The organism is Paramagnetospirillum kuznetsovii, assembly GCF_003284725.1.
Taxonomy (GTDB): domain Bacteria; phylum Pseudomonadota; class Alphaproteobacteria; order Rhodospirillales; family Magnetospirillaceae; genus Phaeospirillum; species Phaeospirillum kuznetsovii.
Genome location: NZ_PGTO01000002.1, coordinates 51579 through 67734 on the forward strand (window position 1 = coordinate 51579; position 16156 = coordinate 67734).

Here is a 16156-nt window from a genome sequence, read left to right on the forward strand (position 1 = left end):
ACATGAGAGTCCGTCAAGAACCTATTGGAATCACACATTATTTTCCACAGGTAGTATTTGGCCGCCCTCTAAAGCGGCATATATTGCGCCACCGGGGCGAAGGAGCGGCGGTGATGGGGCGTCGGACCGAGGCGTTTCAGGGCGTCCAGATGCTCCGCCGTGCCGTATCCGGCATTCCTTTCCCAGCCATAGCCGGGATAGGCCAGGGCCAGCTCCGCCATCATGGCGTCTCGGCGCACCTTGGCCACCACCGAGGCCGCCGCGATGGACAGCGAGAGCGAATCGCCCTTGACGACGCAGCGTACCGGGCAGGGCAGATCGGGCGGGCGGTTGCCGTCCACCAGGGCGTGGTCGGCGGCGCGACCCATGGCGTCATAGGCGCGCCGCATGGCCAGCAGGGTGGCCTTCAGGATATTGAGCCGGTCGATTTCCGCGACCGAGCATTCGCCGAATCCCACCACGGCGGTCTGGGGAACCAAGTCCGCCAGTTCTTCCCGCAGCCGCTTGGACAGCGCCTTGGAATCGTCGAGCCGTTCCAGCAGCCGCCGGGGCAGCCGGGCGGGGTCGAGGATCACGGCGGCGGCCACCACCGGCCCGCATAATGGACCGCGTCCCACTTCGTCGATGCCGCAGACGATTCCACCCAATTGGATTTCGAGGGAAAGATCGGGCATGGGAGACTCCAATTAAGATCAGCATCTTGATCTTAGCTGTTGGGCGGGCTATCTTCGAATAAGATCATCACATTGATCCTAGGCATCGATCATGCGCGACATTACCGATATCCAAATCAAGAGGCGTCTGCAATTCGATAATCCGTGGTGGGGCGATCCAGCCGTTCTCGATCGCATCCTGGGAGATCGGCCGGAGCGGGCCTATCTGTCCCCCTTCCACGATCTGGTGACCAATCGGGGAGTCAATCGGGCGGTGGTGCTGATGGGGCCGCGCCGGGTCGGCAAGACGGTGATGCTGCAGCAAAGCATCAAACGTCTGCTGGTCAGCGGGGTCGAACGGACCCGCGTCTTCTTCGTCGATCTCCAGAACCCGGTCTATGTCGGACTCGGACTGCAACGGCTGTTGGATATGTTCCTGGAGATGTTCGGTCACGACCGCTTCAGCGATCTCTATGTCCTGTTCGACGAGATTCAGTATCTGAAGGAATGGGAGGTTCACCTCAAGGTGCTGGTGGATTCCTATCCCAGCATGCGCTTTGTCGTCTCTGGCTCGGCAGCCGCGGCCTTGAAGATGAAGAGTCGCGAATCGGGCGCTGGTCGCTTCACCGACTTCCTGCTGCCACCGCTGACCTTTGCCGAGTTCCTCAAATTCAGGGGCATCCCCGATGACGAGAGGGATATCGAGAGACTGAACGGCGAATTGCTGGCCTATGTGGAATTCGGCGGCTTTCCCGAAGCGGTGCTGGTGGATCAGGTCCGCGCCGATTTTCAGCGATTCGTCTCCTCCGACATCATCGAGAAGGTGCTTCTCAAGGATATTCCAAGCCTCTACGGCATCGACGATCCCCAGGAGCTCAACCGCTTCTTCACCATGCTGGCCTTCAACACCGGCAATGAAATCAGTCTGGACGAGTTGTCGAAGAAGTCGGGTGCGGCCAAGAACACCATCAAGAAGTACCTGGATTATCTCGAGGCCGCCTTCCTGATCCACCGGCTTTATCGGGTGGACCTCAATGCCCGCCACTTCCGCCGCGCCACCACCTTCAAGGTCTATCTGACCAATCCCTGCCTGCGGTCCGCCCTGTTCGGCATGCCCGAGGAGAAGGACATGCTGGGCCACTTGATCGAGACGGCGGTGGTGGCGCAGTTCATTCATCATGCTGGCGTCGGAAACCTGCACTATGCCCGATGGAAGGATGGCGAGGTTGATCTCGTCGCGTTGAATGCGGGGACACAAAAGCCGGTTTGGGCCTACGAGGTAAAATGGCGAGACAAACTGGCAACAGACGATTTCAATTCGATAATTAAGTTCTGTCATAATAACGGCATCACAAATTGCCTTGTCTCATCAGAGACAATTCATTATGCAGGCGAAGTGCATGGCATGCAGGTTCAAATAGCTCCGGTGAGCGACACTTGCCGGGATTTCGGGCTATGGCTGAACCAAGAATATATGAGCAAGGGCATCCATCCGCGCCGCCTGTTGCCAGAAGAATAGCCCGAACCCCCTTACCAGACTCCCCCACTCGTGCTTAAATCCCTGACGGGAGAGCAGGGAGAGCGCGTTTGAGCGAAGCCGAGACCGTTCGCGTGATCATCGAGGGCCGGGTCCAGGGCGTGTGGTTTCGCGGCTGGACCATCGAGCAGGCCGCCGCGCGCGGATTGGCCGGTTGGGTCAGGAACCGCTCGGACGGCTCGGTGGAGGCGGTGTTCCACGGGCCCAAGGTCACCGTGGACGACATGGTCAAGGCCTGCCATCACGGCCCGCCCGGCGCTTCCGTCAGCCGTATTTCGGTCGAACCCTCCGTCGAGGCGGTCGGCCACGATTTTCACCAGCGCCCCACCGCATGATTTCCCGTCGTCAAGTCCTAGCCGGAGCCGCCGCCATGACCATCGCCGCCAAAGCCGACGCCAAGACGCTCGCCCGTCAGTTCCCCACGGATTTCTTCTGGGGCGCCTCCACCGCCGCCTATCAGATCGAGGGGGCTTACGACACCGACGGGCGCGGCATGACCATCTGGGACACCTTCACCGCTCAGGGCAAGATCCAGGACGGCAGCAGCGCCAAGGTGGCCTGCGACCACTATCACCGCTACCCGGAAGACATCGCCCTGATGAAGGCGGCGGGCTTTTCCGCCTATCGCTTCTCGCTGGCCTGGCCGCGCATCATCCCCGCCGGGACCGGGGCGGTGAACCAGAAGGGCCTCGATTTCTACGACCGGCTGGTGGACAAGATCCTGGAAGCGGGCATCAAGCCCATGGCCTGCCTCTATCACTGGGATCTGCCGCAGCCGCTGGAGGACAAGGGCGGCTGGCAGGGGCGCGAGATCGTCGGCCCCTTCGCCGAATACGCCGCCATCGCGTCCAAGCGCCTGGGCGACCGGGTCAAGGACTGGTACATGCTGAACGAGCCGAACGTTGTCGCCATCATCGGCTACGGCATCGGCGAGCACGCGCCCGGCTACAAGCTGGGCGAGGACGGCATCCTGAAGGCGCTGCACCACCAGAACCTGGCCCAGGGTGCGGCGCTGCGCGCCATTCGGGCCGAATATCCCAAGGCGACCCTGGGGACCGTCATCAACCTGCAGCCCTGCCGCTCCCAGGACGACGACCCCAAGAACAAGGCCGCCGCCATCCGCTGGGACGCGGTGTGGAACCGGGTGCCGCTGGACGGCGTCATGCGCGGCGCCATTCCCGACGTGCTGGCCGACAAGATGAAGCACATCGTCAAGCCGGGCGATCTGGAGGCCATCAAGTTCCCCATCGACATGCTGGGCATCAACTACTATTCCCGCATGACCATGAAGCACGAGGAAGGCCACCCCTTCGACGTGTTCTGGGGTGACGCCCATTGCGACCGCTGGACCGCCATGGCCTGGCCGGTGCAGCCCGACGGGCTTTACGACCTGCTGCGCGAGTTCAAGGAGCTGTACGGCAATCCGGCGGTCTTCATCGCCGAGAACGGCGCCGCCTATGACGACGTGGTCAGCCCCGACGGGCAAATCCATGACGCGGACCGGGTGGCCTTCATCAAGGACCATGTGGCGGAAGTGGCCCGGGCCTTGAAGGACGGTTGCAACGTCAAGGGCTATCTGGCTTGGTCGCTGCTGGACAATTTCGAATGGGCGTTCGGCCTCTCGAAGCGGTTCGGCATCGTCAGGGTGGATTACGACACGCTGAAACGCACGCCCAAGGATAGCTATAAATGGTTCGCCGAAACCATACGGACAGGCCGGGTGTAACGGACCGAAGGTTTGGGAGTTCGAATCTATTGACTCCTTGGGCCGGTCCGTGCGAACGACACATCCGACCGCATGTGTCTTGAGGGGGTTAGGATCGCAGGCGGGTTCGGTAGGAGGGTTTTGTGATGGCGCGTGGTCTGGTTTCCGTCGCGGCGGCGGCGGCGGTCGCAATACTGGGCGCTTGCGCCACCCTGCCCGAGGATCCCGAGGAGCGGGCGGAGGCCGAGGCCGTCAATGATCCGCTGGAACCGACAAATCGCGCCATCTACGATGTGAACGCGTTTCTCGACGAATCCATCATGGAACCGGTCGCCCAGGTCTATTCCGACAATTTCCCCGAATGGTTCCGCCAGGCGCTGCATAATTTCCTGAACAATCTCAACGAGCCCTATATCGCGGGCAACGACCTGCTTCAGGGCAATCCCAGGGCGGCGGCCGACGCGCTCGGCCGGTTCATGATCAATACCACCTTCGGGCTGCTGGGAACCCAGGACAGCTTGGCCGATAGCGGTGGCCCCAAGGGCCACAAGACCGATATCGGCGTGACCTTCGGAGCCTGGGGCTTTTCGGAAGGCCCCTATCTGATGCTGCCCTTCTTCGGTCCGTCCAATCTGCGCGACGGCCTTGGCAAGGTCGCCGACAACTGGGCTAATCCGGTCGGTTCGGTGATTTCCGCCTATGGCCTCGAAGCGTTCAACAATGCCCAGATGGGGGCCGATATCGTGGACGGCCGCACCGAGCTTTTGGACCCCATCAAGGAATTGCGCCGGACCTCGCTGGACGAGTATGCCGCCATCCGCAGCCTCTATCGCCAGAATCGCGATGCGGCCATCGCCGCCTCGCTCAACGGTCAGGTGCGGCCCGGCCATGACGGCCCGCCTTCGGCCGCCGCCAGTGAGGCGAAGCCGGTTCCCGCCTCGGCGACGGTGCCTGCCGCCGCGCCGGTTTCCGGTCCCGCCTCCCCGAGCATGGAAACCGGAGCCGCCCAGTCACCCGACCCCAAAGCCGCACCCAGTGCCGTCGAATTCGTCGATCCGTCGAAGTAGGGCCTCGCCGGTGCGATTCGGGCGACGTGCCGATCGGGAGCTCGTCCCGACGGCCAATGTGCATATACGAATACCCTTGAAAAATTTGTGAGCATTATACAGAGTCGCAATAAGAGTAATTCCAACTCAATGAACGGTGCGATCATGGCGCTTCTGGACCAACGACAGATGGATTGCGAACGCCTCCGCGGCGCTGGCATCCGGCCGACGACCCAGCGTCTGGGCGTCATGCGGGCGATTCGCGAAGGCGGCCGTCGGCATTTGACCCCGGAATCCTTTCACCGCGAACTGGCGGAATCAAAGATCCGCATGTCGCTGGCGACCGTCTACAACACCTTGAACCACTTCGCCGACGCGGGGTTGCTGCGTCGCGTCGGATTTGGCGAGCGCATCTGGTTCTGCACCAATACCGGCGAGCACTACCATTTCTTCGACGAGACGACCGGCCGCATCGAGGATGTTCTTGGCGAGCAGCCGCAGGTGCTCGGCGTGCCGGAGCCGCCGCCCGGCATGGAAATCCTGGGGATCGACGTGGTTATCCGGGTCGGCAAGGCCGCCTGAGTCGGCCGACGAAAAGACTCTTCTGGAATGCGGCCGAAACGGCCGCGCTCCGAGAATAGGGCGCCGTTGGGAGCGCGGGCGTCCCGCCCGCCTTCGCGGGTCACATCGGACGATGAACGGTATAAGCATCCGGTTCTAGGGCCGAAGCATCGCCTCGGTCAGTCGTTGGCGGATGGCCTCGGTGAGCGGCGTCGACTTCCGGGTGGTCTCGTCGGCCAGCACGATCACCGATTCCGAGGTGCCGACGCAGGTTCCGTCCACGAACAAGCCATGGACCAGGGTGAAGGAGCTGCGACCGATGGTCAGGGTGGCGGTGCCGATCCTGACCTCGCCGGGCCACATGATCTCGCGCAGGAAGTTCAGCACCATGCGGGCGATGACGAAGAAGGTTCCCGGCGGATTCAGCTTGTCCTTGGGGTCCAGCAGAAACTTCACTCGTCCGGTCTCGCAAAAGACGGTGAAGGCGACGTTGTTGATGTGCCCCTGCTGGTCGGTGTCGCAATAGCGCAGCACGTCGGTGGCCCAGTGATGATAGAGATCCGGATTGGTCAGGTCCGGCTTGGTTTCCTCGGTCATGCATTCTCCTCGCATGGTTTGGCCGCCGCCTGCCGCCGTTCGGGCAGCATGGCATAGGCGACCGCCGCGATCACTACCATCCCTCCCGCCATTTGGCCATGACTGGGCGGGTTGCCGCCCAGGCTGGCGATGATGGCGGCAAAGACCGGCACCAGATTGAGGAACAGGGCGGTGCGGCCTGCTCCCAGACGGGTGATGGCCATGCTCCAGAACAGATAGGCCAGTACCGAACCCAGCACCGCCATGGTCAGCAAGGCCGCCCCGGACGCCGGTCCCGGCATGACCGTGGGGCTACCATCGAACAGCGACGCCAATGTCAGGACCAAGGCTCCCGCCGCCATTACCACCGTCACATTGGCGAATTGCGGACCGGGCGGCATCAGCTTGCGGGTCAAGACATTATAGGCGGCCCAGATCAGATTGGCGCCGAGCATTTCCAGATCGCCCCGTCCCGCCTGAAGGCCGCCGACGCTTGCGCCATCCAAGATGGCAGAGGCGCTTGCCCCGCCCAAGATGACGGCGGCGACCCCGAAAAAGGCGACGGGCAGGGCGGCGAGCTGGCGGCGCGGCAGCCGCTCCCTCAACACCAAGGCGGCCAGCAGCGCCGTCATCAGCGGATTGGTCGCCATCATCAGCGACCCGTTCACCGCCGAAGTTGTCCGCATGGCATCGAAGAACAGAATATTGAATCCGGCAATGCCGACCACCCCGATCACCGCCAGCTTCAGGCCGTGTTGGCGGGCGACCACCAGCATGGCCATGCCCTCGCGCCGGACAATGGTGATGGCGAGCATGATAAGCGCCGCCAGGACGAAACGCCCGGCCGCGCCTTCCATGGGCGGCAGGTCTCGCAGCACGACGCCCGCCAAATTGAAATTGGCACCCCAGAACATGGCGGCCAGGGCGGCAAGACCGTAGACGGACATCGCGCCCATGATGGGCCTCCACTGTGCGGGTTTCCGAGCCCTGAACCATAGTCCCGGATCATCCCCGGCGACAAATGAGGTGTTCTGTGCCGATGATGAGAAAAACTCACGCAAGATGCCTGCTTGAAACATGAATTGGCCGCGCGAGCCATCTTAAGCATAGGTTCCGTGTTCGAACGGATAGGAAGGGGCGGTGCGGCTTGTCTCCCCTCCCCGGAGTGCTAGGTTTGCTGTAAGCCGTCCAACCGAGGAGTCTCCCCATGAAGGGCAAGAAGAGCGTGATTTCCCGCCTCAACGAGTTGCTGGTCGGCGAGCTGGTGGCCGCCGATCAATATTTCGTCCATTCCCGCATGTACAAGGAATGGGGGCTGCACAAGCTCTATGAGCGCATCGAGCATGAACGCCAGGACGAGATCGGCCATGCCGATCTGCTGATCAGCCGCATCCTGTTCCTGGAAGGCACGCCCGACATCTCCAAGCGGCCCGCGCCTTCCATCGGCAAGGACGTGCCCGCCATGCTGCGGTCCGATCTCGATCTGGAACTGTCGGTGATCAAGGAATTGAAGGAAGCCATCGCCCATTGCGAGGATGAGAAGGATTACGACAGCCGTCGCATCCTGGCCAAGATCCTGGAAGACACCGAGCAGGACCACACCCTATGGCTGGAACAGCAACTGGGATTGATCGAGCGCATGGGCCTGCAGAATTACCTGCAATCCGCCGCCGCCGACAATTTCTGAACGGAAGGGACGCGCTATGAAGGGCGATAAGGACGTCATCCTCCATCTGAATGCCATCCTGCGGGTGCAGTTGACCGCCATCAACCAGTACTTCCTGCATGCGCGCATGCTGAAGAACTGGGGCTTCAAGGATCTCGGCAAGGCCATCTACAAAGCCTCCATCGACGAAATGAAGGAAGCCGACGAGGTCATCGAGCGTATCTTGTTCCTGGAAGGTCTTCCCAACCTTCAGGATCTTGGCAAGTTGATGATCGGAGAGAATGTACCCGAAATAATAGCGAGCGACCTAAAGATGGCCAGTGCCGGGCATAAGGCGTTGGTCAGCGCGATTGCTCTATGCGAAAGCAAGAAGGACTACGTGACTCGCGACGAGTTGTCGGAGATATTGGAAGAACAAGAAGAACATATCGACTGGTTGGAAACGCAAGTGGGCCTGATCTCCTCCATGGGCCTGCCCAATTATCTCCAGTCGGCGGTGGGTGAGGTCGAGGGGGCTTAGTCTGGGCATAGATTTGCGATCACGCCACCCGCTGGTTCTGTCGCTGCTGGTGGTCTTGGGTATCTGGCTGTCCGTCGGCTTGCTGGTGTGGCGCGATCGCGCCGATTCCTTGCGGGCCACCGGGCTGCTGACCGAATCCCTGACCCGGGTGGTGTCCGAGCGGGTGGACGGCGCCCTGCATGGCGTCGATCTGGTGCTTCAGGAAGTGACGGCGCGGCATCTGGGCCAGGGCGGCCGCGACCGCGCCGCCCTGACCAGTTTCATGCGCACCCGCTCCGTCGCCTTCTTCGAATTGCGCAATCTCTACATCATCGACGCCGACGGCATCGTGCGGACCAGCACTCTCGACTCCCTGCTGGGGGTCGATCTGTCCCGCCGACCATATTTCCAGGACATGAAGGCGGGCAACGGCCGCGATCGCATGGTGGTCACCGGCCCGATTCCCAGCGCGGCCACCGGCCGTATCGGCGTTCTGGCCGCGCGGCCGATCATCGGCCGACTGGGCACGTTCGAAGGCGTGGTCGTCGCGGTTCTCAATCCGGGATTCTTCAACGAGTCGCTGAGCGGCGTCATGTCGCCCGACGTGGATCGCTCCGTCATCGCCAATGCCGCGGGTGACGTTCTGGCGCGCCTTCCCGAGATGGAGTTCGACGCTGGCAAGTCCATTCGTTCCGGACCGCTGTTCACCCAGCACCTGCCGAAAAGCCGCTCTGGAACCTTCATCGCGGAAAGCACCTTCGACGGCAAGCCGCGCCTTGCCTCTTATCAGGCGCTGGACCGCTATCCGGTCGTGGTCTCCATCGGCGTGACGGTAGAGGCGGCGTTGCGGCGCTGGACCTTCAGCGCCATCGTGGTGTCCGTCGGCGGGGTGATGTTCACCCTGCTGGTCCTCGTCATCGCCGTGCTGCTGGACCGCCGCAATCGCGCCGAGCGCAGGGCGTCCGCCGCCCTGGCCGCCAGCGAGGAGCGCTACCGCCTGCTGGTCGAAGGCCAGAAGGACATCATTCACCGCTATCTTCCCGATACCACTCTGGTCGCCTTCAACAAAGCCTATGCCGCGTTCTTCGATACCGACGGCGACGCGCTGATCGGCAAGAAGTGGTTGGACTTCGTGCCCAAAGAGGAGCATGCGGAAATAACGGAGGCCCTGGCCTCCATGACCGCGAAGTCCCCGACCAGGGAGGACCGCCGCCGGGTGTTGCGACCAGGAAAGCCCGATTGCTGGATCGAATGGCGGACTACGGCGCAATTCGATGGCCAGGGCAATCTGGCCGGCTACCAGACCATCGGGCGCGACGTGACCGACGCCTTCCTGGCGCAGCAGGCCACCGCCGAGCGCGAGGAACTCTACAGCCAGATCTTCCACCGCAATCCCGCCGTCAAGTTGCTGGTGGACCCCACCACCGGCCTGATCGTCGACGCCAATGAATCGGCGGCCATGTTCTACGGCTATCCGGTCGATACCCTCAAAGGCATGCGGATCACCGAGATCAACACCTTGTCCCCGGATCAGGTGAAGGTGGAAATGGAGGCGGTGGCGCGCCAGGAGCGGCTGTTCCTGCGCTTCAAGCACCGGCTTGCCTCGGGCACCATCCGCGATGTGGAGGTCTATTCCTCGCCGTTCCATGTGGGGGGGCGCGCCTATCTCAGCAGCATCGTGGTCGATGTCACCGAGCGCAATCGCTTCGAGGCGGAACTGGCGTCCAAATCCCAGGAACTGGTCCGTTCCAACGCCGATCTCGAACAGTTCGCCTATGTGGCGTCCCATGATCTGCGTCAGCCGCTGCGCATGGTCGCCAGTTACGTCACCCTGCTGAGCCGCAGTCTTGCCGGTTCGCTGACCGCCGACCAGGAGGATTTCATCGGCTTCGCCGTGGCCGGCGTCAAGCGCATGGATGCCCTGATCCTGGGGGTGCTGGACTATTCCCGCGTCGGGCGCGGCAATGAATCCCGCGAGATGGTCGATCTCGGCGAGGCGGCGACGGACGCCGCCGCCAATCTCGGGCTGGATCAGCCCGACGGCGAGGCGCGGATCGAAATCCATGGCCCGTTGCCCGCCATCATGGGCGTGAAGGTCGAGCTGGTCCGGCTGTTCCAGAACCTCTTGGGCAATGCCGTCAAGTATCGCCATCCGGACCGGCCGCCGCGCCTGTCCGTGGGCTGTCGGCGCGATGGCGGCGACTGGGTGGTTTGGGTCCAAGACAACGGCATCGGCATCGATCCGCAGTATTTCGACCGCATCTTCATGATGTTCCAGCGGCTGCACGGCGAGACCGAGTATGAAGGAACCGGTATCGGTCTATCCATCTGTCAAAAGATCGTCCGCACCCATGGCGGCCGCCTCTGGGTGGAATCCGTCGAGGGTGGGGGCGAAGGTGGGGGCGAGGGCAGTCGCTTCCTCATGGCGTTTCCGGCGGTTGACGGCGTCCCCGGATTGCGCGAGCTTGTCGACTTCTCCTGAAGGAGTTTGGGGCATGAAGCTCGCGGCCATTTCGTTCAACGACAATCACAGCGTCAGCATGGATGTCGAGGGCGTGACCTATATAGGCACCGGCGCACCGCTCGCCCTGGACGACGGCACCTGGTTCCTGGAACTGCTGATCCGCACCAAGAGCGGCACCGTGGCCTTGCAACTGGTGGCCGACACGCCCGAGGAACTGGCCATCGGCAGCTATGGCTGAAACAAGGCCTTTCCCAGCAGGGTGAATTCCTTGCCACGGGCGCTGGATTTACGCCAAGCCAGCCCGATCAGCCGGGCGCCGTTCCCCGCCACCGGCCGGGTCACCAGATCGGTCCCGCGCAAGATGCCGCACTCCACCGCCATGCGGGGCAGCAAGGTGACGCCCAATCCCGAGGCCACCATCTGAACCAGGGTTCCGAGACTGGTCCCCATCACATCCTCGCCGCGGACCGGTCCGGGCAGGGAACACGCCGCCAGGGCGTGTTCACGCAGGCAATGGCCCTCTTCCAGTAAAAGCAGATGGGCCTGGGCCAAGTCTGGTCCCGATATTTCCGTCCGCGACGCCAGCGGATGGTCGGGCGGACAGGCGAGCACGAAGGGATCTTGCGCCAGAACCACGGTCTCCAACTCCGGCGCGTCATAGGGCAGGGCCAACAGGGCGACATCCAATTCGCCGCGTGACAGCCGGTCCAGCAATCGCGCCGTCAGATCCTCGCGCAGCACCAGCTTCAAGTCCGGATAGGCCAGCCGCAGGACCGGCAGCGCCTGGGGCAGCAGGAACGGCGCGATGGTGGGAATGACGCCAAGACGCATCTGCCCGCACAACGGCTTACCGGCGGCGCGAACCATGTCGGCGATATCCTCGGCGCCCCGCAACACCTCGCGGGCGCGTTGGACGACGGCCTCGCCCAGGGGGGTCATCAGCACCTTGCGCTTGGTGCGCTCCACCAAAACGGCGCCCAGCAGGGATTCCAATTCCTGCAAGCCCGCCGACAACGTGCTCTGGGTGGCCAGGCAGGCCTCGGCGGCGCGGCCGAAATGGCGGTGCTCGGCCAGGGCGACCAGATAGCGCAATTGGCGAAGGGTGGGCAGGTGAGTCTGCATGGTTGAAGTCTATCGCCCTCTTGCCCTTGGGACCAGAGTGCCTATCATCAAGAGGAATCACCCATCCGCCACCGAGGCCTTCATGCGCCAACCCTCCACCGCCCTCGCCGCCCTGCTGTCGCTGTCCTTGCTGACCTCGTGTCAGGTTGCCCCCGGGACAGGCCAGTCCAACTTCAACATCATGTCGGCGGAGGAAGAGGCCAAGCTGGGTGCCGATGAACACCCCAAGATCCTCGGCCAGTTCGGCGGCGTCTATGACGATCCCAAGGTTCAGGCCTATGTGGCGGGCATCGGCCAGCGTCTGGTGAAGAACACCGAGACGCCAGGCGCCACCTTCCATTTCACGGTGGTCAACAGCCCCATCGTCAACGCCTTCGCCCTGCCCGGCGGCTATGTCTATGTCAGCCGGGGCCTGCTGGCCCTGGCCGATGACGAGGCCGAACTGGCCGGTGTGGTGGGCCACGAGATCGGCCATGTCACCGGCCGCCACACGGCGCAGCGTTACAGCCAAGCCGTGGCGGCCAATCTGGCCACCGGCATTCTGGGCGCCGTGGTCGGCGTGGTGACCGGCGTCAACGGGCTTGGCGATCTGGCCGGACTGGGGGCCGCGGCCTATATCCAGGGCTATTCCCGCGATCAGGAAAGCGAGGCCGACGGGCTGGGCATCCGCTACATGAATATCAGCGGCTGGAAGCCGGACGCCATGGCCACCTTCCTGGGCAAACTGCGCGATCAGTCGCGCCTGGACGCGGTGCTGGCCGGGCGCTCGCCGGATGCGGTGGATGAATATTCCATGTTCGCCAGCCACCCCCGCACCCTGGATCGCGTGAAGGACGCGGCGGCGGCGGCCGACAAGGGCGGCAATCATCAGGGCGCCGTGGGACGCGACGGCTATCTGGCCCATATGGACGGCTTGCTGATCGGCGACGATCCCGGCGAGGGCGTGGTGCGCGGCCGGGTCTTTTCCCATTCCGGCCTGGGTATCCGCTTCGAGGTTCCGCAAGGCTATAAGCTGGTCAATGGCGCCAAGGCGGTGACCGCCACCCATTCCGACGGCTCCATCATCCGCTTCGACATGGGGCCGGAAGCCCATGGCGACATGACCAATTACCTGCAGAGCCAATGGGCCAAGGGCGCCCGGCTGTCCTCCATGGAGGACATCACCGTCAACGGCATGGCGGCGGCCACCGGGGTGACCCAGCTGAACACCAACAGCGGCGCCAGGGATGCCCGCCTGCTGGCCATCAAGGACGGCAAGGCGGTCTATCGTATGCTGTTCCTGACCAAGCCCCAGGCCACCAGCGCCCAGGCGGAGGGTATGAAGAAGGCCGGCTACAGCCTGCGTCGGCTGACCGATACGGAACGGGCCGACATCAAGCCGCTCAAACTCCACATCATCACCGTGAAATCAGGCGATACGGTGGAAGGACTGGCGGAAAAGCTGCCCTATGACGACCACAAGCTGGAACGCTTCCGGGTGCTCAACGGTCTGGCCGAGGGCGAGGCCCTGAAGCCGGGGCAGAAGATCAAGATGGTGATCTGAGTTTGCGGGCGGGACGCCCGCGCTCCAAAACAAAGACCGAGGAGCGCGGGCGTCCCGCCCGCAGATTTACGCCACCGCGCCGTGGCAGTGCTTGTACTTCTTGCCGGACCCGCAGGGGCAGGGCGCGTTGCGCGAGGTCGCCGCCCAGGTGGCCGGGTCGTTGGGGTCGATGGCGGTGCTGCGCGGCGACATGGAGATGGAGGCCGATCCGGCCGCCAGCGCCGGATCCTCGCGGGTCTCCTGGGTGCGGCTGGGGCCGCGCGGCTCCAGGGCCTGTTGCGGGCTTTCGTCGTCGCCGAAGCGCAGTTGCACATGGGCCAGCACCGAGGTCACCTTCTCGCGCAGGTCCAGCAGCATCTGTTCGAACAGGTTGAAGGCTTCCCGCTTGTATTCGTTCAGGGGATCGCGCTGGGCATAGGCCCGCAAGCTGATGCCCTGGCGCAGATGGTCCAGTTGCAGCAGGTGATCCTTCCAGGCCTGATCGAGCAATTGCAGCAGCAGGCTTTTTTCCACCATGCGCATGGTTTCGGCGCCGTAATTGGCGACCTTCTCGGCCATGCGGCGGTCGGCGAAATCCTCGATGCGGTGGCGGATTTCCTGGTCGGCGATGCCTTCTTCCTTGGCCCATTCGGCCACGGGCAGATCCAGATTGAAGATGCGCAGCACTTCCTCGTGCAGCCCGGCCACGTCCCACTGATCGGCATAGGCGCGTTCGGGGATGCAGCGCGAGACCATCTCGGCGATGACCTCGTGGCGGAAGGCGGTGATTTCCTCGGCCACTTCCTCGGCGGCCATGAGATCCTTGCGCTGTTCGTAGACCACCTTGCGCTGGTCGTTCATGACGTCGTCGAACTTCAGCAGATTCTTGCGGATGTCGAAGTTGCGGGCCTCGACTTTCTGCTGCGCCTTTTCCAAGGCCTTGTTGATCCAGGGATGGACGATGGCCTCGCCCTTTTGCAGCCCCAGCTTCTGCAGCATGCCGTCCATGCGCTGCGAGCCGAAGATGCGCATCAGATCGTCTTCCAGCGACAGGAAGAATTTCGACGCGCCGGGATCGCCTTGACGGCCGGAACGGCCGCGGAGCTGGTTGTCGATGCGGCGGCTTTCGTGGCGTTCGGTGCCGATGACGTAGAGGCCGCCCGCGTCGCGGACCTTGCCCTTGTTGACCTCGATCTCGGCCTTCAGCGCCTCGACCCGGCGGGCATATTCCGCCTCGTCGGTGATCTCGCCCAGTTCCTGGCGGATGCGCATGTCCAGATTGCCGCCCAACTGGATGTCGGTGCCGCGACCGGCCATGTTCGTCGCGATGGTAACGGCGCCGGGGACACCCGCCTGGGCGATGATGGAGGCTTCCTGCTCGTGATAACGGGCGTTCAGCACCTGATGGGGGATCTTCTTCTTCTTCAGCAGGGCGGACAGATGTTCCGACTTTTCGATGGAGGTGGTGCCCACCAGGGCCGGTTGCATGCGGCCGCGGCATTCCTCGATCAGGGTGACGATGGCGTCGTTCTTTTCGTCGGCGGTGCGATAGACCTCGTCGTCGGCATCCTTGCGGCTGACCGGCTGGTTGGTGGGGATTTCCACCACTTCCAGGCCATAGATCTCGTGGAATTCGCCGGCCTCGGTCATGGCGGTGCCGGTCATGCCGGACAATTTCGGATAGAGCCGGAACAGATTCTGGAAGGTGATCGAGGCCAGGGTCTGGTTCTCGTTCTGGATGGTGACGTTTTCCTTGGCCTCCAGCGCCTGATGCAGGCCCTCGGAATAGCGTCGGCCCTCCATCATGCGGCCGGTGAACTCGTCGATGATGATGACCTTGTCGCTCTTGACGATGTAGTCCACGTCGCGGGTGAACAGCTTGTGGGCGCGAAGCGCCTGATTGACGTGGTGGACGAGGCTGACATTGCCCACGTCGTAAAGGGCGCCCTTCATCAGACCGGCGGCGGCCAGCATCTCTTCCACATGCTCGGTGCCGCGATCGGTCAGGGTGACGGCGCGCTGCTTCTCGTCCTTCTCGAAATCCTCGGCGACCAGATCGGGCATGATCTTGTCGACCAGCCGGTACAGCTCGGAATTATCCTCGGTCGGGCCGGAAATGATCAGGGGCGTGCGGGCCTCGTCCACCAGGATGGAATCCACCTCGTCGACGATGGCGTAGTTGAACGGCCGGTGGCACATCTCTTCCAGGCGGAACTTCATGTTGTCGCGCAGATAGTCGAAGCCCAGCTCGTTGTTGGTGCCGTAGGTGACGTCGCAGGCATAGGCGCGCTGGCGTTCCAGATCGTCGATGCCATGGACGATGACGCCGACGGTCAGGCCGAGGAAACGATAAATCTGGCCCATCCACTCGGAATCGCGGGTGGCGAGGTAGTCGTTGACGGTGACCACATGGACGCCCTTGCCGGACAGGGCGTTGAGATAGACCGGCAGGGTGGCGACCAGGGTCTTGCCTTCGCCGGTCTTCATCTCGGAGATGCGGCCCTGGTGCAGCACCATGCCGCCCAGCAGCTGCACGTCGAAATGGCGCTGGCCCAAGGTGCGCTTGGCGGCCTCGCGCACGGTGGCGAAGGCCTCGACCATCAGGTCGTCCAGGCTGGCGCCTTCGGCGATGCGTTGCTTGAACAGGTCGGTGCGGCCACGAAGCTCGTCGTCCGAAAGCCCGACCAGAGAGGGCTCCAGGGCATTGATGGCGTCGATATGCTTCTTCAGCGGCTTGAGGATACGATCATTCGCGGTTCCGAAGATCCGCCGGGCAATGGCGCCGAACATAAGCTTCCTCGACGT

General features: G+C 63.2%; 15 protein-coding genes. 10 read left to right on the forward strand and 5 right to left on the reverse strand.

The annotated features are described in order from the left end of the window. Nucleotides 1–68: 68 nt before the first annotated feature. Nucleotides 69–674, reverse strand: a complete 606-nt coding sequence (locus CU669_RS02885) for a ribonuclease HII (protein ID WP_112142323.1) — start codon at nt 672–674, stop codon at nt 69–71. A 91-nt stretch (nt 675–765) separates the two neighbouring features. Here CU669_RS02885 and CU669_RS02890 point away from each other — a divergent pair, with 91 nt between their 5' ends. From CU669_RS02890 to CU669_RS02910, 5 genes are all read left to right on the forward strand, one after another. Then, nucleotides 766–2172 (forward strand): ATP-binding protein, encoded by a 1407-nt coding sequence (locus CU669_RS02890; RefSeq protein ID WP_112142324.1) that lies wholly within the window; start codon nt 766–768, stop codon nt 2170–2172. A gap of 68 nt (nt 2173–2240) precedes the next feature. Continuing rightward, entirely contained in the window at nt 2241–2525 is a 285-nt protein-coding gene (locus CU669_RS02895; protein ID WP_112142325.1) for an acylphosphatase, read from the forward strand. 35 nt (nt 2526–2560) lie between these two features. Then, entirely contained in the window at nt 2561–3916 is a 1356-nt protein-coding gene (locus CU669_RS02900) for a GH1 family beta-glucosidase (protein ID WP_112142326.1), read from the forward strand. A 125-nt stretch (nt 3917–4041) separates the two neighbouring features. Beyond that, entirely contained in the window at nt 4042–4962 is a 921-nt protein-coding gene (locus CU669_RS02905) for an MlaA family lipoprotein (RefSeq protein ID WP_112142327.1), read from the forward strand. A gap of 144 nt (nt 4963–5106) precedes the next feature. Beyond that, the gene (locus tag CU669_RS02910) at nt 5107–5523 is read left to right on the forward strand and encodes a Fur family transcriptional regulator (protein ID WP_112142670.1); all 417 of its coding nucleotides are present in this window, start codon (nt 5107–5109) and stop codon (nt 5521–5523) included. 135 nt (nt 5524–5658) lie between these two features. On the opposite strand, the gene CU669_RS02915 is transcribed toward CU669_RS02910, so the two are convergent. Both CU669_RS02915 and CU669_RS02920 read right to left on the reverse strand, forming a co-directional pair. After that, nucleotides 5659–6099, reverse strand: a complete 441-nt coding sequence (locus CU669_RS02915) for an acyl-CoA thioesterase (protein WP_112142328.1) — start codon at nt 6097–6099, stop codon at nt 5659–5661. Beyond that, nucleotides 6096–7034, reverse strand: coding sequence for a DMT family transporter (locus CU669_RS02920; RefSeq protein ID WP_112142329.1), 939 nt, complete (start codon nt 7032–7034; stop codon nt 6096–6098). The genes CU669_RS02915 and CU669_RS02920 overlap by 4 nt, the downstream gene beginning before the upstream one ends. 251 nt (nt 7035–7285) lie before the next feature. On the opposite strand from CU669_RS02920, the gene bfr (CU669_RS02925) reads away from it, so the two are divergent. Genes bfr (CU669_RS02925) through CU669_RS02940 form a run of 4 tightly spaced genes read left to right on the forward strand, consistent with a single transcriptional unit; the run spans nt 7286 to nt 10945 of the window. Beyond that, nucleotides 7286–7765, forward strand: coding sequence for a bacterioferritin (gene bfr, locus CU669_RS02925; protein WP_112142330.1), 480 nt, complete (start codon nt 7286–7288; stop codon nt 7763–7765). 16 nt (nt 7766–7781) lie between these two features. Next, nucleotides 7782–8264: a bacterioferritin gene (bfr, locus tag CU669_RS02930; RefSeq protein ID WP_112142331.1), complete on the forward strand. Its 483-nt coding sequence runs from the start codon at nt 7782–7784 to the stop codon at nt 8262–8264. Nucleotides 8265–8277: 13 nt separating this feature from the next. Beyond that, nucleotides 8278–10725, forward strand: a complete 2448-nt coding sequence (locus CU669_RS02935; protein WP_239988506.1) for a PAS domain S-box protein — start codon at nt 8278–8280, stop codon at nt 10723–10725. Between the two features lie 13 nt (nt 10726–10738). Next, nucleotides 10739–10945 carry a hypothetical protein gene (locus CU669_RS02940; RefSeq protein WP_112142332.1) on the forward strand — a complete coding sequence of 69 codons (207 nt, stop codon included), beginning with the start codon at nt 10739–10741 and terminating at the stop codon, nt 10943–10945. Here CU669_RS02940 and CU669_RS02945 read toward each other — a convergent pair. Then, the gene (locus tag CU669_RS02945; RefSeq protein WP_112142333.1) at nt 10936–11829 is read right to left on the reverse strand and encodes a hydrogen peroxide-inducible genes activator; all 894 of its coding nucleotides are present in this window, start codon (nt 11827–11829) and stop codon (nt 10936–10938) included. The genes CU669_RS02940 and CU669_RS02945 overlap by 10 nt on opposite strands. A gap of 82 nt (nt 11830–11911) precedes the next feature. Here CU669_RS02945 and CU669_RS02950 point away from each other — a divergent pair, with 82 nt between their 5' ends. Next, complete coding sequence (locus CU669_RS02950; RefSeq protein ID WP_112142672.1) at nt 11912–13372, forward strand: M48 family metalloprotease; 1461 nt, start codon at nt 11912–11914, stop codon at nt 13370–13372. Nucleotides 13373–13438: 66 nt separating this feature from the next. Here the strand turns inward: CU669_RS02950 and secA are convergent, their stop codons facing one another. After that, nucleotides 13439–16141, reverse strand: coding sequence for a preprotein translocase subunit SecA (secA, locus tag CU669_RS02955; protein WP_112142334.1), 2703 nt, complete (start codon nt 16139–16141; stop codon nt 13439–13441). Nucleotides 16142–16156: the final 15 nt, after the last annotated feature.

Excerpts from the sequence above, each read along its gene's own strand:
- CU669_RS02890 (WP_112142324.1), top strand. The coding sequence starts at position 766 with ATGCGCGACATTACCGATATCCAAATCAAGAGGCGTCTGCAATTCGAT.
- CU669_RS02945 (WP_112142333.1), bottom strand. The coding sequence starts at position 11,829 with ATGCAGACTCACCTGCCCACCCTTCGCCAATTGCGCTATCTGGTCGCC.
- secA (WP_112142334.1), bottom strand. The coding sequence starts at position 16,141 with ATGTTCGGCGCCATTGCCCGGCGGATCTTCGGAACCGCGAATGATCGT.
- CU669_RS02950 (WP_112142672.1), top strand. The coding sequence starts at position 11,912 with ATGCGCCAACCCTCCACCGCCCTCGCCGCCCTGCTGTCGCTGTCCTTG.
- CU669_RS02940 (WP_112142332.1), top strand. The coding sequence starts at position 10,739 with ATGAAGCTCGCGGCCATTTCGTTCAACGACAATCACAGCGTCAGCATG.
- CU669_RS02910 (WP_112142670.1), top strand. The coding sequence starts at position 5,107 with ATGGCGCTTCTGGACCAACGACAGATGGATTGCGAACGCCTCCGCGGC.
- CU669_RS02885 (WP_112142323.1), bottom strand. The coding sequence starts at position 674 with ATGCCCGATCTTTCCCTCGAAATCCAATTGGGTGGAATCGTCTGCGGC.
- CU669_RS02920 (WP_112142329.1), bottom strand. The coding sequence starts at position 7,034 with ATGGGCGCGATGTCCGTCTACGGTCTTGCCGCCCTGGCCGCCATGTTC.
- bfr (WP_112142331.1), top strand. The coding sequence starts at position 7,782 with ATGAAGGGCGATAAGGACGTCATCCTCCATCTGAATGCCATCCTGCGG.
- bfr (WP_112142330.1), top strand. The coding sequence starts at position 7,286 with ATGAAGGGCAAGAAGAGCGTGATTTCCCGCCTCAACGAGTTGCTGGTC.
- CU669_RS02915 (WP_112142328.1), bottom strand. The coding sequence starts at position 6,099 with ATGACCGAGGAAACCAAGCCGGACCTGACCAATCCGGATCTCTATCAT.
- CU669_RS02905 (WP_112142327.1), top strand. The coding sequence starts at position 4,042 with ATGGCGCGTGGTCTGGTTTCCGTCGCGGCGGCGGCGGCGGTCGCAATA.
- CU669_RS02900 (WP_112142326.1), top strand. The coding sequence starts at position 2,561 with ATGACCATCGCCGCCAAAGCCGACGCCAAGACGCTCGCCCGTCAGTTC.